The sequence below is a fragment of the Bacillus cihuensis genome (assembly GCF_000504145.1).
In the GTDB taxonomy this organism is placed as follows: Bacteria; Bacillota; Bacilli; order Bacillales; family DSM-1321; genus Peribacillus; species Peribacillus huizhouensis.
Map to the genome: position 1 here is coordinate 1,008 of NZ_KI632496.1, position 21,723 is coordinate 22,730.

Below are 21,723 nucleotides of genomic sequence, written 5' to 3' on the forward strand. Positions count from 1 at the left end.
TTATAAAAAATTATTTGTTGGTTAGTTATATATTCTCCTTGTCAGGGAAGTATATGATTACCACCTATTTTTTTGTCAAAAAGCAAGATTATTGGGCTATAGCCAAGCGGTAAGGCAACGGATTTTGATTCCGTCATGCGAAGGTTCGAATCCTTCTAGCCCAGCCATTTATATAGCATTGTATATAAATTTAAACAAATAAATATAGATTTTCTCAGTATGTCATATTCGAGCCATTAGCTCAGTTGGTAGAGCATCTGACTTTTAATCAGAGGGTCGCAGGTTCGAATCCTGCATGGCTCATTTTAATTGCGGAAGTAGTTCAGTGGTAGAATACAACCTTGCCAAGGTTGGGGTCGCGGGTTCGAATCCCGTCTTCCGCTCTAAAAACTAAAATTTTATATTAAGGGGCCTTAGCTCAGCTGGGAGAGCGCCTGCCTTGCACGCAGGAGGTCAGCGGTTCGATCCCGCTAGGCTCCACCACCTAATTTACATATCACTACATTTACGTCTTAAGCCATATAGCTTAAGACTTTTTTATTTTCTAAAAAACATTGTAAAATTAATTATCCGGCATTAATAGGAAGTAAAATCTCCACTGATTGAACTATTATTTTAAGCAAATCACTTACTTTGTCTCTCTTGATCCAGATTATTTAATTACATTCATTCTTCAATTTTAATCAAAAAATCAGGAATAAGTGCATGGGCACATAGCTTGTATAACCTTAATGAAAGCATCTAAACTAATAACTCGGTGGCCATATTATCCATTTATTTATATCTGGAGATTTAGACGAATAAGTTTTAGATAACCTCTAGACATCAATTACAAGTGTACATCCTTTATATTTCTATTAATGGAATTAATTAAACACATTTTGTTAAAGTTTGTTAAAATAATAGTAATGTTTTAGGGAACCTTTTAGCTTGCGATTCGTATACGTATCGTATAGCCGCATGAGCGGGGGTAAATAAATGGAGTTAATTGTTAAGCAGAGGATACATCAAGTATTAAAAGGCGATCAAAATGCTTTCGGTGAAGTTGTTGAGCTATATAAAGATAAAGTCTTCCAACTTTGCTTTCGAATGTTAGGCAATCGTCACGAAGCTGAAGACATGGCTCAAGAAGCCTTTGTGAGGGCATATGTAAATATACATCGATTTAATATTCAAATGAAGTTCTCGACCTGGATTTACAGGATTGCAACAAATTTATGCATAGATCGGATACGAAAGAAGAAACCTGATTATTTTTTAGATGCGGAAGTTGCGGGTACTGATGGCCTGGACATGTATTCTCAAATTGCAGCTGAAGTTGCATTACCAGAAGAACAGTTAGAATCGCTAGAGCTGCAAGAAACGATTCAAGCTGAAATTCTCAAATTGCCAGAAAAGTATCGATCCGTGATTGTATTGAAGTATATCGAAGAATTATCCTTAAAGGAAATCAGTGAGATCTTAGATTTGCCAATTGGTACGGTAAAAACGAGAATACATAGAGGTCGAGAGGCATTAAGAAAACAAATGCGCCATTTATAAAAGAAGGTGAAGAAAGAATGAAATGTCCTGATGAAGTTTATGAATATATGCACAATTATTTAGATGAAGAAATAAGTGCTGAAGACGAAGAATCTTTGAGAAAACATTTACAGGACTGTGAAGAGTGTCGCACATATTTTCATGAAATGAAGAAAGCAGTAGCGCTAGTACAAAGTACGTCGCATATTAAAGCTCCTGACAATTTTACAGAACGAGTAAAGGCGAGTCTTCCTAAAGAAAAGAAAAATATTAGTGCCAAGCGATGGATGAGGAATCATCCATTGTTAACAGCAGCTTCATTATTTATTATTTTAATGGCAGGATCACTGTTCTCAACATGGAATCAGGATGAAACTTTCTCAGTATCAAAACAAAATAATTTAGTAGTAGACAATGAAACCGTCATTGTACCTGCTGGCGAAGTTGTTAACGGGGATGTAGTCGTCAAAAACGGGGACATTCGTATTGAAGGAGAAGTCAAGGGCAATGTAACAGTTATAAATGGTAAGCAATACATGGCTTCGGCAGGTAATGTTACCGGTCAAATTTACGTAATTGATCAAATGTTTGAATGGCTTTGGTTTAACATAAAAGATACAGGAGAAGCTTTATTTCAGTTGGATGGGGACTAACCAAAAAACAAAAATATGAAGCCCTATTTTTATTGAACTGCCCCGTAAATGTTAGGTGACTAACATTTACGGGGTGTTTTTTTATGGCTAAATACACAGCTGGAGATAAATTAAATGCGGTTTAACGATATTTAAACGGACATGAAAGTTATCGAGAGAAATTGCAGTTTCTTTTCATATAGACCAAATGACTATTTCCAATTGGGTTAAACAATTAGAACCATAATGGTTCAGAAGGATTTATCAAATCCTATACAAGTTATTCTCAACAGTTTAAACTGGATATACTTAATTTTATGAACGAAAAGGGCATGTCCTCTTATGATGTAGTTGCTATTTTTAATATTCCATCTCCTCGATTAGTACGTGGAGAAAGAAATTTGAAAATGGTGGACCGGATGCCCTACTACCAAAGAAAAAGGGGAGTCCCACCGTGAAAAAATAAACAAAGAAAATCGAATCGCAAACACCTGTACCAGTTGAAAGTGCAGTTGAAGCACTACAAGCAAGAATCGCGCATTTAGAAATGGGGAATGCCTATCTAGAAAAGTTGAACGCTTTAGTTCAAATGCAGGAAAAATTACAAAAAAAATCAAAGTGCAAGTAATTTTTGAACTAAAGAATCAGTATAGTATCGTGGATTTAGTTGAAGTCGCTTCCATTCCACGTAGCATGTATTATTATTGAAATACGGTTAATTCAAGCTGATAAATATGTGAAAGTAAAAGTAGCTATCAAAGACATTTATAATGAACATAAAGGCCGTTATGGCTATCGTCGTATGGCTAAAGAGCTACGTAAAAGAGGTTTCCGACATGATCCGAAAACGATAAATTGTTTAGGAATGAAATTGGATTAAAGTGTATGGTAAGTATGAAAAGAATCGCTCTTATAAAGGAGATGCGGGTAAAATCGCCCCAAATTTATTACAATGTAATTTCAACGCAGTGAAAATGAATCAAAAATGGGTAACAGATGTAACTGAATTCCACTTATTTGGGGAGAAACGTTATTTATCACCAGTATTAGATTTATGTAATGGCGAAAATATTGCATATACCGTAATGCGTGGTCCTGTTTACCAACTTAATGGTGATATGTTAGAGCAAGCTTTTACACGCCTTCACCCAGGAGTTGAAATTTTTTCTTCACTCGGAAAGGATGGCATTATCAGATGAAGAAGTATCAAAAATCATTAGAGCAACACAATATTACGCAAAGTATGTCACTGATAATGCGGTCATGGAAAATTTCTTTGGCTTATTAAAATCTGAGCTACTTTATCTGCAAGAGTTTGAAAGTATGGAGCATTTCGAACAAGGGTTGGATGGACTATATCTAATATTACAATCACAAACGAATGAAGGAAAAATTAAAAGACCTAAGTCCGGTAGAATACCGAACTCAGGTCTTGGATGTTGCATAAAATTTTATGTCTAACAGCATTGGGTCAGTTCATTGTATGCAGGGCTTTTTGGCTATGATTTGTATTCAGGAAAATGGCTCAATTAGAACGTATACATTCTTTAGAAGTATTAGAAAATACATGGTATACTAAGTTAGTTACGATGAATGGTTTTAGAGTATCACCGACTGGAGGAAGTAACATGTCATTATCCAACTTTACTTTCCTGGATTATTTCATAAATATTATCGATATTGTCCTTGTATGGTTTGTCATATATAAATTATTAGTTGTTATTAAAGGAACAAAGGCAATTCAACTGCTTAAAGGGATATTTGTCATTGTTGTCGTACACAGTTTAAGTAATTTGCTTGGATTTAATACGCTTGGATGGCTTATGGAGCAAGTCATGGACTGGGGAGTTCTTGCTACCATTATTATTTTTCAACCTGAATTAAGGCGAGCACTTGAGCAGCTGGGCAGAGGGAAATTTTTTTCAAGGAGTATTGTTCAAGAGCAAGAAGAGCAGGACCGTTTAGTAGAGGAAATTGTAAAGGCTACCTCCTACATGGCAAAGCGAAGAATTGGAGCATTGATTTCGATTGAAAAGGATACAGGTTTAACTGACTACATCGAGACAGGCATACCATTAGGATCACATATTTCGTCTGAGTTATTAATTAATGTCTTCATCCCTAATACTCCATTACATGACGGTGCAGTCATACTAAAGGAAAATCAGTTGGCAGCTGCAGCCTGTTATTTGCCGCTATCAGAAAGTCCTTTCATATCAAAGGAACTTGGAACAAGGCATAGGGCGGCAATTGGAATAAGTGAGGTAACAGACTGTATCACAGTGATTGTATCCGAGGAAACCGGTGGAATCTCCATAACAAAAAATGGAGAGCTTTATCGTGAGCTCAGTCTAGAGACATTCAAGGAAATGTTGACAAAGGAGCTTGTTGATGACACGAAGGCAACTTCCTCAGGACGATGGAATTTGAGGGGGAAGAAAAATGGATAAATTCATGAACAGCATATGGTTCACTCGAATTATTGCGTTTGCAATCGCTGCTCTTTTATTTATTTCTGTTAACTTTGTGCCTAATTCGAAACTAGGAAAAGCAGATACATCTACCCCTGGGGAAAATGATACTGAAATAATTAAGGATGTACCGGTAGAAGTATACTATGATCAAAAAAATCTTGTTGTTACTGGAGCACCGGAAACTGTTGATATTACATTAACAGGTGTTAAGCCTGTATTGATGTCTGCAAAAAGTAAACGGGATTTTAAAGTATACATTGACCTTTCAGATCCAGACATAACAATGGGCGATAAAAAAGTGCCAATTAAGATCATGGATTTAAGTGAAAAGTTGAAAGCCAAAATCGATCCTGGATATGTAACTGTGAACGTCCAAGAACGGGTGACAGAAGAGTTTTCAGTAGAACCAGACTATAATCGAGCAAATCTAAAAGATGGCTATACGACAGAGTCTTTAGTTATTAAACCACAAACTGTGAAGATTACAGGGGCAAAGGACACGATTAATCAGATTGCTTATGTGAAAGCAATGCTCGAGTTAAATAAAGATGTAAAAGATACTGTCAATGGACAAGCGACCGTTCGCGCACTGGATCGAGACTTGAATAAGTTAAATGTGATCATTGAGCCTGCTAGTGTACGCTTTACGTTAAAGGTAAATATTTCTTCCAAAACTGTTCCAATTATACTTGTTCAAACTGGTAATGTAAGAAACGATCTTAAGATAAAAAGTGTTACTGCTGATCAGAAGGAAGTTGTACTTTATGGTAAAGCATCAGTGTTGCAAAATATAAAAGAAGTGAAGGTACCCGTTGATGTATCAAATATCGTCGGTGACAAAGAACTTGACTTGCCGATTACTGTCCCCGATAATGTTCAAAGGATTTCTAGAGAAATGGTGAAAGTGAGAATTCAGACAGATCCTGTTGTAAAAGAGGAAAGCCCGCCGAGCAATCAAGAAATGGAACAGCCAAAAGATCAAGAAACTTCTGTACAAATGAAGACGAAGACCATTTCTAATCTTAAAATTCAAGCGATTGGATTGCCAGCTGAGAAGCAATTGGAATTTTTATCACCAACAGATGGTGTTACAAGTATCCTTATAAAAGGACCTGAAGATGAATTGAAAAAGGTGAATGAGTCCAATCTACAGCTTTCGATTAAAGCAGCGGATTTGGAAGAAGGTGAGCATAATTTAGATATTCAAGTCAATGCTCCATCTTCAATAACCTGGGAACTGCAAAACAAACAGGCATCAATATCGATATCGAGTATAAAAAAAGACGAGACATAATGTGATGTATTCCTCTTAGGAATCATTTGAAGAAGGAGCGAATTGTAATGGGAAAATATTTTGGAACGGATGGGGTTAGAGGAGTTGCGAATAGTGAATTAACACCTGAAATGGCATTTAAACTAGGTCGATTTGGAGGATATGTTTTAACTAAGAATACGGAGCGACCTAAAGTATTGATCGGCCGTGATACTCGTATTTCTGGTCATATGCTTGAAGGAGCCTTGGTAGCAGGACTATTATCCATTGGAGCCGAAGTTATGCGTCTTGGAGTTATTTCAACACCAGGTGTTTCTTACTTGACGAAAGCCTTAAGTGCAGAAGCGGGTGTAATGATTTCTGCTTCCCACAATCCGGTAGCTGATAACGGAATTAAATTTTTTGGACCAGATGGTTTTAAACTTTCAGATGATCAAGAGCAAGAGATAGAGGATTTAATTGATTTAGAAACAGATCATCTACCACGTCCTGTAGGTGGAGATTTGGGACATGTAAATGATTACTTTGAAGGCGGTCAGAAATACCTTCAATATTTGAAACAAACGGTTGATGAAGATTTCACAGGGATTCACGTAGCCTTGGATTGCGCACATGGTGCAACCTCTTCACTTGCTGCTCATTTATTTGCCGATTTAGATGCGGATATTTCTACAATGGGTGCTTCACCGAATGGATTAAATATAAATGACGGCGTTGGGTCTACTCATCCAGAAGCCCTTTCGCAATTTTTACTAGAAAAGGGTGCAGACATTGGATTAGCATTTGATGGCGATGGAGACCGTCTGATTGCCATTGATGAAAAAGGAAATATTGTTGACGGCGACCAAATTATGTATATTTGTGCGAAATACTTGCATGAAGAAAATCGATTAAAACACGGTACGGTTGTTTCAACGGTAATGAGTAATCTAGGTTTCTATAAAAAGTTAGATGAAATTGGTATTAAAAGTGTTCAAACCGCTGTTGGCGATCGTTATGTAGTGGAAGAAATGAAGAAAAGCGGCTATAACTTAGGCGGAGAACAGTCTGGCCATATTATTTTCTTAGACTACAATACAACAGGGGATGGCTTGTTGACTGGTGTGCAGCTTGTTAGTATTCTCCAAATGACAAAAAAGCCATTATCTGTGCTTGCTACTGAAATGAAGAAATATCCGCAAACACTAGTAAATGTCCGTGTCACTGATAAGCATGGTGTGACGGAAAACGCTAAAGTTCAGGAGATTATTTCTGAAGTAGAAGCAGAAATGAATGGGAACGGAAGGATTCTGGTCCGCCCATCTGGAACAGAACCATTGGTCCGTGTAATGGCGGAAGCTCCTGATGCCACACAATGTAATCAGTATGTAGACCGCATTGTAGCAGTTGTGAAAGCGGAGATGGGGCTTAAAGAATAAAACAAGTATGCATAAGAGGAACGTTTATTTCTCTTATGCATATTTTTATAAAAGCAAGAGTTTAACAATATGATTGACGGATCCTAATGTTTAGGTTATGATTATCCTGTTTTTACAAGAATGGGGAAATAACCATGGAAGGAGGATTGTGTCAGTACGAACATAAGCGCCAGGACTAAGCTCGGACGATATGGCTTAGTTGACGAGGTGGAGGTTTATCGATATTTCGGCGGATGCCTCCCGGCTAAATGTGTATAGCCGCAAGAATTTCGATTTTAAAACAGCAGGGCAACTTGCTGCACAAAGGATCGGAAATGCACATAAAAAATATTAGAGACAAGGGGGCAAGCATGCCCCCCAGCATTCTTGTTCCCTTGCTGATTTCTGGAGGAACAAATTATGTGCGGAATTGTTGGATATATTGGTAATCAAGATGCAAAGGAAATTTTATTAAAAGGCTTAGAAAAACTTGAATATAGAGGCTATGATTCTGCTGGGATTGCACTCAAAAATAAATCAAGTGTGCAAGTCTTTAAGGAAAAAGGACGGATTGCAGATCTTCGTGGAGTTGTAGATGTAACGGTAGCTGCAAATACAGGGATTGGCCATACACGCTGGGCAACCCATGGTGTACCGAACCATGAGAATGCTCACCCACATCAAAGTACTTCAGGACGATTGACATTGGTTCATAATGGAGTGATCGAAAACTATGCAATCCTAAAACGCGACTATTTGGCTGGAGTAGCGTTTAACAGCGATACTGACACAGAAGTTATCGTTCAGCTCATTGAGAAGTTCGTTAATGAAGGACAGGATGTTGAAGCTGCCTTTATTTCAACCCTTAAGCTTTTAAAAGGATCTTATGCACTTGCATTACTAGATAACCAAAATGACGACACGATTTTCGTTGCAAAAAATAAAAGCCCGTTGCTTATTGGTGTAGGTGATGATTTTAATGTTGTTGCTTCTGATGCTATGGCGATGATTCAAGTAACCGATCAATATGTAGAATTGATGGATAAAGAGGTAGTCATCGTAACAAAGGAAAATATCACAATTAAGAACTTGGAAGGTCTAGAAATGACTCGTTCCCCTTACACGGCAGAACTGGATGCAAGTGATATTGAAAAAGGCACGTATCCTCACTATATGTTGAAAGAAATTGATGAGCAGCCTGCTGTTATGCGTAAAATCATTCAAGCTTATCAGAATGAAGAAGGCAAGCTTACCATTGATTACAATATTGCTGAAGCAGTGAGTGAAGCAGACCGTGTTTATATCGTTGCGTGCGGAACAAGTTATCATGCAGGCTTAATTGGACAACAATTCATAGAAAAAATGGCGAAGATTCCAGTTGAGGTCCATGTTGCTTCTGAATTTGTCTACAATATGCCATTGCTTTCAGAAAAACCGCTATTTATCTTTATCTCACAGAGCGGTGAAACAGCTGATAGTCGTGCCGTACTCGTAGCTATTAAAGAACTTGGACATAAGGCCCTCACGATTACAAACGTTCCTGGCTCGACATTGTCACGTGAAGCTGATTACACATTGCTATTACATGCAGGTCCTGAAATTGCTGTTGCTTCAACGAAAGCTTATACTGCACAAATTGCTGTACTGGCCATTTTAGCTAATGTAACGGCTAAATTCCGTAACCAGCCGGTTGAATTTGATCTTGTAAAAGAACTTGGGATTATCGGAACAGCCATGGAAGCACTTTGTGACTCGAAAGAAGAATTTGAAGCAATCGCTCGTGAATATTTGTCTGTTACACGCAATGCATTTTTTATCGGGCGTTCATTAGATTATTATGTTGGCCTTGAGGGGTCACTGAAACTTAAAGAAATTTCATATATCCAAGCAGAAGGATTTGCAGGCGGCGAATTAAAGCACGGAACCATCGCCTTAATTGAAGATGGAACACCGATTATTGCGCTTGCCACTCAAGAGAGTGTCAATTTGAGCATCCGCGGCAACGTCAAAGAGGTCGTAGCCCGTGGAGCAAATCCATGCATTATTTCAATGAAAGGCTTGGAAGAAGCAGAAGATCGCTTTGTCATCCCTGCTGTTCATGAATTATTAACACCTCTTGTCTCTGTTATACCGCTCCAACTCATTGCCTACTACGCAGCGCTTCACCGCGAATGTGACGTAGATAAACCACGTAACTTAGCGAAAAGCGTTACAGTGGAGTAAGTTTAGGAATATAAGTTAATGTGATTGTGGATGTTAAATAAAGTTATACCGTTTGTACAAAAGTTGCACGGCTACACCCCGTTGGATATGATTATCTAAAGGGGTGTTTTTTATGTCTAAAAGAATGAGAACATCTAAAGTTGATAAGAGGATTAAAGAAGGCCGAGGAATAGGAAATGGTGTGCAGTGACAATAAAGTCGTTCAATATCATCGATCAAACCGATTATTAGGTAATTGCAGCACAATGAGGTTAGTTTACAAACCGATTGTGCATATAGAAAAAGTTAAACCTAAATAATAGTCTGCGGACTTTATCGAAATTGAAGAAGAAGTAAAAAACTATTGCTGAACAAAAGGAAATTTTTAAGGTGCCTAAGTATCCTGTCAAAGATACGGATGTCATTCGAGGTAATTGAGTGACACCAGAAAATATTCAAATGGTTAAAGACTTGGATAAGGCGCTGGCTTATAAACAATTGATTTCCTATGGCGGACTGTTGAAAGAAAGCCATAAGGCATTAAATTTAGAAAATGTGAAGATGGCGATTTAATTCATATTGATGATGATACGGATGAGGTTGCGAATGGTGTAATGGCATGAAAAATTACATCCTATAAAAATAAATTTTATTTGAGGAGAGAACGACATGGAAGTTTTGGCAGAATACGTAGCTCAGATTGATGACCTACAACATCGGGACCGAACGGAAGAAGTTTTGGCTTGGGTAACTAGGCAATTTCCAAATTTAAAGCCCAAAATTGCGTGGAATCAGCCTATGTTTACCGATCATGGCACATTTATTATTGGTTTTAGCATAGCTAAAAAACATTTGGCTGTTGCCCCTGAAAGTGCAGGGATTAATCATTTTTCTGATGAAATTGTGCAGGCTGGCTATGATCACACCAAGCAGTTGGTACGTATCCCGTGGGATAGTCCGGTTGATTTCTCATTACTTGAAAAAATGATCGAGTTTAATATTTTGGATAAGGCAGACTGTTCAACTTTTTGGCGGAAATAAACATATGGATTATTAAGGATGAACTGAACCCCGAATAGGTCCACTAAATGCTGTTAGATTCATTCAAGATAATCCTCACCCTATCGTAGTTGATGATGAATTTGAGGATTTCGAAGAATATGAATCAAGTGAATCAAAGGATTTCTAACAAATCGAGTAGGGGGGAGTGATTTACTCCCGACCTCTCACACCACCGTATGTACGGTTACGTATGCGGCGGTTCCATTTATGTCTGACGTAGTTGTGAATATCTCACACAGGGACTTTTCAACCCTTGTATCTTCTAGTAGGAATTTGTGAGGGTTCTTTGGAGATTTGGACTTTTGGCTATTCTCCAATATTTCTTACGAGAATTACCCCATTCATAGGCCTTTTATAAGCTATTAGAAGTCAACCAAATTGACATCCAATAGCGGATTTCGTATAGTAAGTGGCGAAGATTATGATTGGAGTGAATCGTTTGACTTCAAACTCTGAATTACAAAATTTAGATCTTATAGATTTATTAAGTGAGCGTCATAGTTTGGTCCGAAGAATTTCAGAGAAAGCCTGGAATGATAAAAGTGAGATTTATATTTCAAATTCTGAATGGTATATCATGGCTAGGGTTTATAAAAAGCGACCGACCATTTCGTATGTTACAAAAAATGTAGAAATTTCTCGCCAGGCGATACATAAGTTTATCAAAAATCTTTCTGCAAAAGGATTAGTTGAAATCCTAAATCTGGAAAACAATAAGAAAGAGAAGTGTATCCAGTTAACGGCATTAGGAGAAGAGTGCTACGAAAAAAACGCCGCCCTTAAAGCCCAGCTTGAAAATAAAATTGCAGAAAAAATAGGTAGTGAGCAAGTAACTATTCTTAAAGATCTATTAAAGTTAGATTGGGGAATTTAACAGAGGAAGATAAATGCTGTATTCGTCAAAAATATGGATGTATGTTCTTTAGAACAGTAGACTTTTTTAGAGCTGGATTATATCAAAGTGGAAGTTAAATAGAATAGAAAACAATGGTCCTATAGAATATTTCATTTCAATAGGGCCATTCTATTTTAAAGAATAAAAGATTCTTCCTATTTAATTCCCTTTATCAACCTTATTACCTTTACACTTATTTCTTCAAAAGTAGTGTTCAATGAAATAGCTAATTCTTTAAATAGTATATTTTGTGTAGTGTCCAAAAGTTTACGATCTTGTTCATAAAATTTTCTTTCCTCAAGTTCAACCTCAATTTTTTTTCGCATCAGCGTATTTACAACTTTAGCAATTTCTTTTCGATCACCTGTATTTACTAGATCGAAATATATATCGTGACGAATGTTAGGTTTGTCAATCCATTTTATCCCAGTGTTTTTAAAAGATTCAAGTATTTCATCGGCGTCCTCTTGATGGATTAGTTCAAGCATGACTACCTTATCATTATTAATAGGGGTACTTATTGTTAATTGATGATTATTCTCTATAGGATGTAATACGTAATAAGGTCTTGTAATACCTGAAACTGTTTTTTCGCAAATATCATCAATTTTACAAATGCCATGTGCGGAATAGATGATTAAATCTCCAATATTGAACATTTGTTCCTCCTAGTGTTTATTGTCAACTAAGTTGATAATAGCTCAGTGAAAAAATATTGTCAATTTAGTTGACGTTAATAAAAAATTTTTGATATATTAAACAGACCGGTTGGTATGTGGGGGTGTGCTACGGAAATGGATACAAAATCGCTGATAATCAAAATCGCGACAAATCTTTTTCAGCAGAAAGGATATATAGGTGTAGGAGTAAACGAAATCTTAAAAGCCTGTACTATTACAAAAGGTGCGCACTATCATCATTTTCCGAATGGAAAAGAAGAATTACTCATCGCTTGAAGAACATAGATGAAGCGATTACTACAGATACCGAGGTAATTTTCAACCGATATCTAACCACTCAAGAAGCCACAAAGAAGATGATTGAGAAATTAGTAGCCAACTTTGAGCGAGAAGGTACGATTACTAGTTATACATTTAGCAGCATCGTTAGCGGCGGCACTAAGTGAACCAGTCCTAAATGCTTGTTCGGACCTTTACACAAAGATTCAAGGGATTTATTCGAACAAATTAGTAGCGGATGGGTTTTCGATAGAAACGGCTAATTCAATTGCTTTAATGATGACGGCTTCTATCGAGGGTGGAATCATGCTTTGTTTAACCAATAAAACAAGTGAACCACTAAAAATTATTTCTCAGGGATTACCAAATTTATTAAAGGAGTTTTAATAAGTGAATACACAAGCCAAAACACTTCCGACAACGCAACAACAGATCAAAACAGGCCCGATCATGGCTGCTCTTTTAGTGGCAGGGTTTGTTGGACTTTTTAGTGAAACGGCATTAAACATTGCCTTTACAGAATTAAGTAAAATATTCAGTGCCGATCCCACAACGATTCAGTGGCTAGCAACAGGTTATTTCTTAACATTAGGTATTTTAATACCAGTAACAGGTATTTTGATGCAAAAATTTACAACAAGACAAATGTTTATGACTGCTATATTGTTAGCCCTTATCGGTGCGATTTTAGCAGCAGTAGCACCAACATTTAGTGTTTTATTGGTGGCACGTATTATTCAAGCAGCAGGATTAGCCATTACTTTACCTTTAACGCAAAATGTTATTTTTACCATCTTCCCTCCAAATAAACGTGGTGGCGCTATGGGGCTCATGGGATTAGTTATGTTAGCCGGCCCAGCACTAGGTCCAACAGTAGCAGGACTTATTTTAGATACATTAACATGGCATTGGATTTTCTGGGTTACAGTACCTTTCTTACTGTTTTCACTTATTTTCGGACAAATATATTTAACGAATGTGAATGAAGTACGTAAGGTTTCGATTGACACACTATCTGTTATACTTTCGACGATTGCATTCGGTGGTATTGTATACGGATTTAGTGTATCTGGTGTTCACGGTTGGACAAGTGCAACGGTTTTAGGAACAATTATCATTGGATTGATAGCACTCATTCTTTTTGCGATTCGCCAAACAAAAATGGAGACTCCTACGATGAATCTAAGGGCATTTAAAACTCCACTCTTTGTTCTTGGTGTCATAATGAGTTTTATTACTTTTTTTAATATGATGTCAATGCTGGTCATTTTACCAATGTATATGCAAATGGCTTTATTAATGGCTGCTTTTACAACAGGTCTTATCCTTCTACCAGGTAGCTTACTTAACTGTATATTAGCTCCATCCATTGGTAAATTATTTGACAAATATGGCCCGAAAGCAGTGATTACACCTGGAACGATTTTAGTAGCAATTGGTTATGTATTATATTCACAATTTAGTACAGAAACGGATACATGGATGATTGTGGTAACTCATATTGTTATGATGTTAGGTATAGGGGCAGTGCTTGCTTCAGTTCAAACAAACACGCTAAATTCGCTTCCTAAACGATACTATCCAGATGGAATTGCGATCACTCAAACAATCCAACAAGTAGCTGGCGCTATTGGTATTGCAGTATTGGTATCGGTTTTCTCAGCAAAACAGGGGAGTTACTTAGCAACAACTGCGAATGACTTGCCACAAGCAGCGGCTGTGGGATCATCACTAGTTTTTACAATCGGTTTAATATTAGCTGTGATTAATGTTGTACTGTCTTTCTTCCTAAAAAAGCCCCAGCATTAATCTAAAGACAAAATCTTACATGAATACAACGGATCCTTTATACAAGGTGTAGAATTCCCATTGAATAGAGCTCAAATCATGTTAGAAGGAGATTATGACATATGGCAAATCATTATAAAAGTATTGTAGTAGCTGTAGACGGTTCAAAAGAAGCTGAATACGCATTTCGTAAATCAATCGATGTTGCAAAGCGTAACAAAGGTTCCATATTAAACATCGTAAATGTTGTCGATACTCGGTCATTCGAGACTTATGAACGTGCAAGTGTTGAAAGTGCACAGCATCGATCAGAGGAACTTTTAAATGGCTACAAGGCACAAGCTGAGGCTGAAGATGTTGAAAACGTAAAAGTAGTAATCGAACACGGTTCTCCAAGAATGATCATCACGAAAGAGCTTGCTAGCTTAGTCGAGGCGGATTTAATTATCTGTGGTGCTACGGGGCTGAATGCTGTTGAACGTTTCTTAATTGGTTCTGTATCTGAAGCAATCGTACGTTCAGCTAAATGTGACGTTTTAGTTATCCGTACACCTGAGTGATAGTATGGTCCTTAATTGAATGATTCGGTTATCCAAACATCAAAGAGCGTGTATGATTTTTATAGCAACTAATCTAGAAATGTAACAAATCTACATCCTTTACGAAATGTCAATGAACGATTCGATAATCACTACTATGATATCGGGGGCGATGTTTACATTTTCTCCTACTGAAACAAAGTCAGAGAGAGAAGCAAAAAGAGGACAAGGACGAGGATGGAATGAGGTTAATTTCTCCTCCAGAGCTTACGGATTTCATTGAAACGTCAACAACCATTCAAGACGTTTCAAGGGTTAGGGCTCTGGACGTTTATGACGGAATGGCAAAGTTGGCAATTAAAAAGGTTTGTGAACCGAGAGCAATTGGAAAGATTATTAAATGTGTTGCTGACTTCAACAACGGAATGATCGATATGGATTATGTCTAAAATATACTTTGTCACCATTTGCTTCTTTCTCGGTTTCATTGTGTCATTGTTTGGAATGTATTTCGTTGTTTCATTTGTAGAGGGAGTCATAAAACATGTTATTTATAAGAGGAAAAAACGACGTTGACTAATCAATCTTTTTGTGAAAATGAATCTTTTTAACAAATGGTAAAAACGCATTTTGATAAAATTTTGTTCAAAATGCGTTTTTTCAATTCTATATAGAATTAGCGTTTTCAATATACTTTTCATTAAAACTTTATTCCAAAGCTACAACTTTTTTGAATTCTTTGTACAATATAGATTCTTCAAAGATAATATCGAAAAGTATAATGACTTTTTACAGATTCTCCGATCTCTACTTCAATTGTAGGTCCTGGATAGCTGCTTTCATAGCCCCATACAGTTGTATCATTTAATTCACTATGTAGTGATTGCTTAAATTCCGTCATATTTACTTCATAATAAGTATAAAACTGATCTTTCCATCGAGGTTTTAAAATAGGGGAAATGGGGAGCTCATCTACAAACTTAGAGAGAATCCTACTTCCGCTCCTTAATAACCTGCTGATTAGAATTACCCTCTTTCTAAAGGGTAAAAATAGTACAAGCCCTTTATTCCAGATGTAGGATTTCTAATTTTAAAAAGGATTTCTTATGTTTCAATACCGATAACACTGATTATGCAAAATAGGCAGAAATAGATCAATCAAACTTTACAACAGGTCAAACGATACAAGTTGGTGGTGGTTGGTACACAGTAATAAATGTATTATCACGCATTATAGATGTAATGGAGACATACAAAACGTGCAACAACTATTCTATGTTGTTCTCGCGTTTCTTTCTAATTTCTACATATAAAGTTGCTTTAGGCATCTTCAATTGCTTTTCTAATAACGATGTGACAAGCTGTTATGGACAAGATACTATAACAAGCAAAACAATTTGTTGAGTGCAAAGAACTACAAAGAAAAAACGAGGCATTGTATGGAAAATCGAAATAAAAGGTAGGGAAGGAATTATCGGACTAACAGGTTTAACGTATGGACTCCTAAACATAAGAGAGCCGAGATAGAGGGGACATTATATGATTAGCTGAAGAACTAGGCGGCGAGCACCCGTATCATCCTATTATAGGGGAATTTATATTTACAAAAAGTAATACCTTTTAAAGCATAGAGTTGTTTAAGTTACGTCTATTAGCCTATAATTAAAAGTTCGTAATTGCTTTTCTTACGAAGGTGTAAAAAGGAAATGAAAATAATTCCTATCTATTAGAAGGAACAATTCACGAATGGAGGAAATGAAATAATGTTTGATTTACCAAATTGCCCAAAATGTAATTCTGAATACACGTACGAAGATGGAAGTCTTTTTGTTTGTCCTGAATGTAGTCATGAGTGGACTTTAGAAGTAGAAACTGATAACAGTGAAGATGAAAAGATAATTAAAGATGCAAATGGCAACGTCTTAAATGATGGTGACACTGTAACAGTAATCAAAGATCTTAAAGTAAAAGGAAGTTCATTGGTTGTAAAAATAGGAACAAAAGTAAAAAATATACGTTTAGTTGATGGGGATCATGATATTGATTGCAAAATTGATGGTTTTGGAGAAATGAAATTAAAATCTGAATTTGTTAAAAAAGTTTAAAAGTAACAAGCCGAAATAGTTTCTATACTAATAGGCGTGTTATTGAACACTTCCACTATAAAAACCTCGTTTCTCATTATAGTCACCACATAACATCTAAATAATTGATAATAGGAATGTCCATTAAGCTAGTTTTTAATGGACATTTATTTTTTTTAAAGACTTAAATATGGAATTACCTGTATATAAATACTTCCATCTTCTTTTATTATGTATGGGGCAATTCATTTTTGCTTTTCTGTTATCTGCCTATCTTTGGATGTATCATGACTTACTGTAAAGTTTAAAGTTATAACACCAATAATAATGAGAAGTATTGAAACAACTTTTAGCAGACTAAAGCTTTCATTAAAGAAAAATACGCCGATGAAGGTGATAATCAAGATACCAATACCAGACCAAATTGCATATGCGACTGACACTTCAATGGTCTTTAGTGCTAACGTTAAAAAACTAAGACTACCAATGTAAAAGAAAGCTAATAATATACTTGGCGTTAATTTAGTGAATCCTTCAGACAATTTCATACTGATTGTGCCTGCTACTTCAAGAAAGATGGCTAGGCATAAATAAACCCAAGACAAATTCATTCCTCCTTATTAAGTGTAAATTCGCTCTAGTGTCTGTATTGTGATATTTGAATTATACATGAAAGAAGTACATAACAGTTATCAATAACTACCTGTTGGTTATAAATGTATAAAAATATGTGGGGTGACCGAAGCTGAAAATTTACATACAATAAAAAATTGTTCCACGAGAAACAATTTTTTATTGAAAGGCTCTATTAAACTTTCCTGTTGATTTCCGTTTCAGCCGTTTGCTTTCCGCAGGAGTTTCACGCCTACCGCTCTAATCAACATAGTGCCAAAATCAAAAAGGAGCGTTAACGTAACCTATTGAAAAAAGCCACAACCTTTTGCCCGTCATTCAAATATCTCATTCCATCAGATTTGCTACATTATTTTTTAAAAAAAATGGGTAAGGAGTGCGAATAGTGAGGCCTTATTACTTCAAACATTTGAGTTTCTTTCAAGTCCCTAGACATGATCAGGCAAAGAAATATGGTTACGAAACTCAGGTGAAATGATAGTAATAATTGTTTGTTTTCGACAAAAGAAGCATATGGTAAACTTGAAATATCATAATTTACCAATTTGGATATTTTGGTGAAATCCAGTGAAAGCATGGGCTATGGGGATTTTATTTCTCTTAAGAACGTTTAAGGACATGATGTGGAATGGTAAACGGAACTTGGTTGCCAAAATCTGTAGCGTCTCATGCAAAGCCTACTATGGAAAGGCGATACTTTGTATGGGGTGAACGCTTATCTAATATCGCCCAAGTTTAGTTTATATCATTTCTAATAGTTGGTTTTGCACCTTATTTTCATTCATACAAAAAATAAGGAGCTGGCAGATATGAAATTTGTAGATGCGACCACTATTTTGCCTGAAAAGCTGAATATAGAAATTCAAAAGTATGTTCAAAGAGAATCCATTTATATACCTAAACCAGAAACGACCTATCAAAAATGGGGAACATCTTTTATCTGGTAAGCTAGCTTCTTAGTAATTTTCTACATTGAAAAAAGTAAGCTGAACTTTTAAAGTAAAAAGGGGAATTAGCTGTTATGTTGGGTGTGCAATTTAAGGTTATAAATGAATAGAATGAAATAGGCTCTCTAATATGACGGCTTCGTGGCAGATTTGCCTGTAATATAATAGAGTAACTGGAGTGGTGAAAATGGAACCTTTTATTAAAAGTGATCAGTATAATTTCATTAAAGCGCAATTACAGATTTTAATTAATGGCCACGCGACTGTTAATGACAATGATGTACTTCTTGCATTAAAGTCAATCGTTAAAGAAAAAGTGTTACATTTGTTTAGAGACTTAAGTGAAGAGCAAAGACGGGTACTAGATCCGATCAGTACTATAAAAGATAACGATAAAGCTGAAGAGTTTCTATCACAAGTAAAACCATTTGTCATTCCATTTAAAGAAGTAACAGACAAAACGATTAAAAAATTATTTCCAAAAGCAAAGAAGTTAAAAGTACCAGTACTCGAGAGCATGGATCTAAGAGAGATTTCATATTTAGGATGGAATGATAAGGGGTCTAATAAAAAATACATCGTAGCTCTTCGCGATCATAAACTGGTTGGCTTACAAGGTACATTTAAAAGTATAAATAAAAAAGGCATTTGTTCACTGTGTAATCATCACGAAGAAATAGGAATGTTTCTTTCGGAAGCAAAAGGATTAGCAATTGGCACATTTATTAAAAGAGGGAACTATATATGTGAAAATAGTCAGAAATGTAATCAGAATATCATCACATTAGATAAATTAAATGACTTTATTGAGCGAATTACTCGCTAATATGGTTAGAACAGTCAAAAACCAGTTTCCCTTGTGGATAACTGGTTTTTGACGATTTTTGCAGATGTTTAATCAATAAATGAGAAGGATTGCTAGGTTTATTTGTTTGTCTGATCTTTATGCTCTGAATAGAAAAACTCAACCGGATGAAGCCAATTGACTCGCGCCAGTCGAGCAGCTTCTACTTTATTTTTCTCTTCAAAAGCACTCAAAATTGCTTCATGTTCTTCGATTGAACGTTTCGTAAAAATAATCGATGAATGATAATAAAGTCGAAAAACATGTGACTGAAGCGTGGAAACTAAACTTGAAATATACTCATTGTGCGCGTTTTCTACAATGATATTGTGGAATTGTTCATCCAACTTTAAGGCATTGTCAGAGTCGCCATTTTTAATAGACTGAGCAAATCTTGTATTTATATCACGTAGCAAATGAATCGTTTCTTGATTGATGACAGATGTTGCAAGTTCTGCTGCCAAAGCTTGTAACACTGCTAATGGAGGCAAAATTTTTGAAACATCTTCTTTTTTTAAGGCGGTGACTTGCGTGCCGACTCCGGGATACATTTCGACGAAACCTTGGACGGTTAACAATTGCAAAGCTTCCCTAATAGGAGTTCTACTTACACCTAATGCTTGTGCAAGGTCGGCATCATTCAGTTTTTCTCCTGGAATTAAAGTACCATCAATAATCCATTCCTGTATTTGATTAAATGCACGCTTTTTTGCAGATACACGAGGTTTTATTGAGAAATTAGTAGGTATGGGCATCGTATGACCACCTTTTAATATTGTTGATAATATGATAATGGAATAATGTTGAAGTTGACTCGTGAATTATAGCTAATTTTGAATGCAGGCTGTACATGATTGTAGTATATAAAAAAGAATAGCTAAATTCAATGCATTACCAAAGAACTGAAAATTGCAAATTCTTTGAAATATATTGCGTAAGTATAATTTGTGTGGTATCTTTCGTATATTAAAAAAATAATTTACTTGCTACGAAGGGAGTTTAATATGACTAATAAAATATCATTTTCATTTTTAGTGGCTGTAGGATTTATGTTATTTGCTTTATTCTTTGGGGCTGGGAATCTTATTTTCCCTGTCATGCTCGGTCAATCATCGGGTGTGAATTTTTGGTCAGCTAATGCTGGGTTTGTCGTAACAGGAGTCGGCCTTCCGTTACTAGGCGTTCTGGCATTTGGGATATCGGGTAAAAGTGATTTACAATCATTAGCGAGTCGGGTACATCCAATTTTCGGACTTGTTTTCACGATGGCTCTTTACTTATCCATTGGTCCATTATTCGCGATACCAAGAACGGGTAGTGTTTCATACGAAATCGCCTTGAAACCTTACTTACCTGAAAATGCTGGCTTTTTACCATTACTGATTTTTACAATTTTATTCTTTGGGATAACTTGTTTTTTTTCACTCAATTCGTCGAAAATTGTCGATATAGTAGGAAAAATCTTGACACCTATTTTATTAATTGTTATTGCAATCTTAATTATATTTGGAATCGCTAATCCGATTGGAGAATTCCAAGCTCCAATCGAAGCTTATACAGAGCATGCATTCTTTAAAGGTTTCCAAGAGGGATATTTAACAATGGACACTCTTGCGGCGTTTGTTTTTGGTATCATTATTATTAATGCTATTAAGGAAAAAGGTGTAACATCTAAGAAGCAAACGATGATCGTTTGTACACAAGCTGCATTAATTGCTTCAGCGCTTTTGGCTATTATTTATACTTCTCTTACGTATATTGGGGCATCAAGTGTAGATGGGATTGGACATTTAGAAAATGGTGGAGCCGTTCTGACAGCTGTTTCTACTCACTACTTCGGATCATTCGGAGGTCCAATACTAGGAATAATCGTATTAGGAGCATGTTTAACAACGAGTATCGGACTTATTACGGCATGTTCATCTTACTTCCATAAGTTATTTCCAAACATTTCTTACAAAATGTTCGCCGTTGTATTGTCTATTTTTAGTACGATTTTTGCTAATGTTGGTTTAATGAAGTTAATTAGTATATCTGTTCCTGTTCTTTCAGCGATTTATCCATTAGCAATCGCGTTAATCTTTTTAACTTTCTTACATTCATTCTTTAAAGGAAGACAAGAAGTTTATTTAGGCACGATGCTAATGACTTTTATTATTAGTTTATTCGATGGATTAAAAGCTGCAGGAGTGGAAATTAAAGTAATTAATGAGCTATTTACTGCTATTCTACCAGGCTATGAAGTAGGACTTGGCTGGATCAGTACTGCTATTATCGGCGGAGTATTAGGATATGTTATCAGTTTGTTAAGAAAAAAAATTAATCCTTACTCAGCTCAATTAGATTGATAGGGAAACTAGAAAAAGGAATTGCCAATCTAGATGATTCGCATGACGACCTAATCATTGTCTAATTCGTAAACAAAGGTTATCCCAATAGGGTAAAGACCTCACACTCTATACATCGTTTATCG

20 protein-coding genes, 4 tRNA genes and 3 pseudogenes are annotated in these 21,723 nt (G+C 36.1%); 23 read left to right on the top strand and 4 right to left on the bottom strand.

From position 1 onward, the window contains the following. Window positions 1-92 precede the first annotated feature (92 nt). The 14 genes and pseudogenes from V179_RS0117785 (at window position 93) to V179_RS0117855 (ending at window position 11,435) form a co-directional block, all read left to right on the top strand. Window positions 93-167: transfer RNA gene (locus V179_RS0117785), tRNA-Gln, on the top strand. Window positions 168-230: 63 nt separating this feature from the next. Further along, a tRNA-Lys gene (locus tag V179_RS0117790) sits at window positions 231-303 on the top strand. 8 nt (window positions 304-311) lie between these two features. After that, a tRNA-Gly gene (locus V179_RS0117795) sits at window positions 312-383 on the top strand. A 24-nt stretch (window positions 384-407) separates the two neighbouring features. Then, window positions 408-483: transfer RNA gene (locus V179_RS0117800), tRNA-Ala, on the top strand. Window positions 484-978: 495 nt separating this feature from the next. After that, on the top strand, window positions 979-1,542 hold the full coding sequence (gene sigW / locus V179_RS0117805; RefSeq protein WP_028392656.1) for an RNA polymerase sigma factor SigW: 564 nt from the start codon (window positions 979-981) through the stop codon (window positions 1,540-1,542). A 17-nt stretch (window positions 1,543-1,559) separates the two neighbouring features. Continuing rightward, entirely contained in the window at window positions 1,560-2,174 is a 615-nt protein-coding gene (locus V179_RS0117810; protein WP_028392657.1) for an anti-sigma factor family protein, read from the top strand. A gap of 83 nt (window positions 2,175-2,257) precedes the next feature. Further along, window positions 2,258-3,600: pseudogene (locus V179_RS30180) on the top strand (IS3 family transposase). Window positions 3,601-3,781: 181 nt separating this feature from the next. Next, window positions 3,782-4,603 carry a diadenylate cyclase CdaA gene (gene cdaA, locus V179_RS0117825; protein ID WP_028392659.1) on the top strand — a complete coding sequence of 274 codons (822 nt, stop codon included), beginning with the start codon at window positions 3,782-3,784 and terminating at the stop codon, window positions 4,601-4,603. Then, window positions 4,596-5,921: a CdaR family protein gene (locus tag V179_RS0117830; RefSeq protein ID WP_028392660.1), complete on the top strand. Its 1,326-nt coding sequence runs from the start codon at window positions 4,596-4,598 to the stop codon at window positions 5,919-5,921. Before cdaA ends, V179_RS0117830 begins: the two co-directional genes overlap by 8 nt. Before the next feature lie 47 nt (window positions 5,922-5,968). Further along, window positions 5,969-7,318 (top strand): phosphoglucosamine mutase, encoded by a 1,350-nt coding sequence (gene glmM / locus V179_RS0117835; protein WP_028392661.1) that lies wholly within the window; start codon window positions 5,969-5,971, stop codon window positions 7,316-7,318. Between the two features lie 399 nt (window positions 7,319-7,717). Further along, the gene (gene glmS / locus V179_RS0117840; protein ID WP_028392662.1) at window positions 7,718-9,520 is read left to right on the top strand and encodes a glutamine--fructose-6-phosphate transaminase (isomerizing); all 1,803 of its coding nucleotides are present in this window, start codon (window positions 7,718-7,720) and stop codon (window positions 9,518-9,520) included. Window positions 9,521-9,937: 417 nt separating this feature from the next. Next, entirely contained in the window at window positions 9,938-10,072 is a 135-nt protein-coding gene (locus V179_RS32075) for a hypothetical protein (protein WP_268745209.1), read from the top strand. 96 nt (window positions 10,073-10,168) lie between these two features. Further along, on the top strand, window positions 10,169-10,540 hold the full coding sequence (locus tag V179_RS0117850; RefSeq protein ID WP_028392663.1) for an iron chaperone: 372 nt from the start codon (window positions 10,169-10,171) through the stop codon (window positions 10,538-10,540). Window positions 10,541-10,982: 442 nt separating this feature from the next. Beyond that, window positions 10,983-11,435, top strand: coding sequence for a MarR family winged helix-turn-helix transcriptional regulator (locus V179_RS0117855; RefSeq protein ID WP_034301946.1), 453 nt, complete (start codon window positions 10,983-10,985; stop codon window positions 11,433-11,435). A 176-nt stretch (window positions 11,436-11,611) separates the two neighbouring features. On the opposite strand, the gene V179_RS0117860 is transcribed toward V179_RS0117855, so the two are convergent. Continuing rightward, window positions 11,612-12,115, bottom strand: a complete 504-nt coding sequence (locus V179_RS0117860; protein ID WP_028392665.1) for a CarD family transcriptional regulator — start codon at window positions 12,113-12,115, stop codon at window positions 11,612-11,614. Window positions 12,116-12,250: 135 nt separating this feature from the next. Here V179_RS0117860 and V179_RS31790 point away from each other — a divergent pair, with 135 nt between their 5' ends. The 5 genes from V179_RS31790 to V179_RS0117880 all read left to right on the top strand — a co-directional run bounded on the left by V179_RS31790 (window position 12,251) and on the right by V179_RS0117880 (window position 15,191). Then, window positions 12,251-12,412, top strand: a complete 162-nt coding sequence (locus tag V179_RS31790) for a TetR/AcrR family transcriptional regulator (RefSeq protein WP_235179150.1) — start codon at window positions 12,251-12,253, stop codon at window positions 12,410-12,412. A 105-nt stretch (window positions 12,413-12,517) separates the two neighbouring features. Next, window positions 12,518-12,802: an LmrA/YxaF family transcription factor gene (locus tag V179_RS31795; protein ID WP_235179152.1), complete on the top strand. Its 285-nt coding sequence runs from the start codon at window positions 12,518-12,520 to the stop codon at window positions 12,800-12,802. Between the two features lie 63 nt (window positions 12,803-12,865). Continuing rightward, window positions 12,866-14,224: a DHA2 family efflux MFS transporter permease subunit gene (locus V179_RS0117870; protein ID WP_084552433.1), complete on the top strand. Its 1,359-nt coding sequence runs from the start codon at window positions 12,866-12,868 to the stop codon at window positions 14,222-14,224. Window positions 14,225-14,325: 101 nt separating this feature from the next. Next, window positions 14,326-14,763, top strand: coding sequence for a universal stress protein (locus tag V179_RS0117875; RefSeq protein ID WP_028392667.1), 438 nt, complete (start codon window positions 14,326-14,328; stop codon window positions 14,761-14,763). A gap of 221 nt (window positions 14,764-14,984) precedes the next feature. Continuing rightward, entirely contained in the window at window positions 14,985-15,191 is a 207-nt protein-coding gene (locus V179_RS0117880; RefSeq protein ID WP_028392668.1) for a hypothetical protein, read from the top strand. Between the two features lie 341 nt (window positions 15,192-15,532). On the opposite strand, the pseudogene V179_RS32240 reads toward V179_RS0117880, so the two are convergent. Continuing rightward, window positions 15,533-15,733 (bottom strand): annotated as a pseudogene (locus V179_RS32240) (multicopper oxidase family protein); the annotation flags it as partial. Between the two features lie 772 nt (window positions 15,734-16,505). On the opposite strand from V179_RS32240, the gene V179_RS0117890 reads away from it, so the two are divergent. Continuing rightward, window positions 16,506-16,847, top strand: a complete 342-nt coding sequence (locus V179_RS0117890) for a zinc ribbon domain-containing protein YjdM (protein ID WP_028392669.1) — start codon at window positions 16,506-16,508, stop codon at window positions 16,845-16,847. 224 nt (window positions 16,848-17,071) lie between these two features. Here the strand turns inward: V179_RS0117890 and V179_RS0117895 are convergent, their stop codons facing one another. Beyond that, entirely contained in the window at window positions 17,072-17,431 is a 360-nt protein-coding gene (locus V179_RS0117895) for a DMT family transporter (RefSeq protein WP_028392670.1), read from the bottom strand. A gap of 837 nt (window positions 17,432-18,268) precedes the next feature. On the opposite strand from V179_RS0117895, the pseudogene V179_RS31360 reads away from it, so the two are divergent. Both V179_RS31360 and V179_RS0117905 read left to right on the top strand, forming a co-directional pair. Next, window positions 18,269-18,391 (top strand): annotated as a pseudogene (locus V179_RS31360) (hypothetical protein); the annotation flags it as partial. A 202-nt stretch (window positions 18,392-18,593) separates the two neighbouring features. Continuing rightward, window positions 18,594-19,232, top strand: coding sequence for a FusB/FusC family EF-G-binding protein (locus tag V179_RS0117905; protein ID WP_028392671.1), 639 nt, complete (start codon window positions 18,594-18,596; stop codon window positions 19,230-19,232). 98 nt (window positions 19,233-19,330) lie between these two features. Here V179_RS0117905 and V179_RS0117910 read toward each other — a convergent pair whose 3' ends face one another. Beyond that, a complete protein-coding gene (locus tag V179_RS0117910; protein WP_028392672.1) occupies window positions 19,331-20,005 on the bottom strand; it encodes a GntR family transcriptional regulator in 675 nt (224 codons plus the stop codon). Between the two features lie 249 nt (window positions 20,006-20,254). Here V179_RS0117910 and brnQ point away from each other — a divergent pair, with 249 nt between their 5' ends. Beyond that, on the top strand, window positions 20,255-21,598 hold the full coding sequence (gene brnQ / locus V179_RS0117915; protein ID WP_028392673.1) for a branched-chain amino acid transport system II carrier protein: 1,344 nt from the start codon (window positions 20,255-20,257) through the stop codon (window positions 21,596-21,598). Window positions 21,599-21,723 lie beyond the last annotated feature (125 nt).

Bases quoted from the DNA above. Each gene is read 5' to 3' on its own strand.
- V179_RS0117905 (WP_028392671.1), top strand. From the start codon at position 18,594: ATGGAACCTTTTATTAAAAGTGATCAGTATAATTTCATTAAAGCGCAA.
- V179_RS31790 (WP_235179150.1), top strand. From the start codon at position 12,251: ATGGATACAAAATCGCTGATAATCAAAATCGCGACAAATCTTTTTCAG.
- V179_RS0117890 (WP_028392669.1), top strand. From the start codon at position 16,506: ATGTTTGATTTACCAAATTGCCCAAAATGTAATTCTGAATACACGTAC.
- V179_RS0117860 (WP_028392665.1), bottom strand. From the start codon at position 12,115: ATGTTCAATATTGGAGATTTAATCATCTATTCCGCACATGGCATTTGT.
- V179_RS0117910 (WP_028392672.1), bottom strand. From the start codon at position 20,005: ATGCCCATACCTACTAATTTCTCAATAAAACCTCGTGTATCTGCAAAA.
- cdaA (WP_028392659.1), top strand. From the start codon at position 3,782: ATGTCATTATCCAACTTTACTTTCCTGGATTATTTCATAAATATTATC.
- V179_RS0117870 (WP_084552433.1), top strand. From the start codon at position 12,866: ATGGCTGCTCTTTTAGTGGCAGGGTTTGTTGGACTTTTTAGTGAAACG.
- V179_RS0117850 (WP_028392663.1), top strand. From the start codon at position 10,169: ATGGAAGTTTTGGCAGAATACGTAGCTCAGATTGATGACCTACAACAT.
- glmM (WP_028392661.1), top strand. From the start codon at position 5,969: ATGGGAAAATATTTTGGAACGGATGGGGTTAGAGGAGTTGCGAATAGT.
- V179_RS0117855 (WP_034301946.1), top strand. From the start codon at position 10,983: ATGATTGGAGTGAATCGTTTGACTTCAAACTCTGAATTACAAAATTTA.
- V179_RS0117880 (WP_028392668.1), top strand. From the start codon at position 14,985: ATGAGGTTAATTTCTCCTCCAGAGCTTACGGATTTCATTGAAACGTCA.
- brnQ (WP_028392673.1), top strand. From the start codon at position 20,255: ATGACTAATAAAATATCATTTTCATTTTTAGTGGCTGTAGGATTTATG.
- sigW (WP_028392656.1), top strand. From the start codon at position 979: ATGGAGTTAATTGTTAAGCAGAGGATACATCAAGTATTAAAAGGCGAT.
- V179_RS0117830 (WP_028392660.1), top strand. From the start codon at position 4,596: ATGGATAAATTCATGAACAGCATATGGTTCACTCGAATTATTGCGTTT.
- glmS (WP_028392662.1), top strand. From the start codon at position 7,718: ATGTGCGGAATTGTTGGATATATTGGTAATCAAGATGCAAAGGAAATT.
- V179_RS0117810 (WP_028392657.1), top strand. From the start codon at position 1,560: ATGAAATGTCCTGATGAAGTTTATGAATATATGCACAATTATTTAGAT.
- V179_RS0117875 (WP_028392667.1), top strand. From the start codon at position 14,326: ATGGCAAATCATTATAAAAGTATTGTAGTAGCTGTAGACGGTTCAAAA.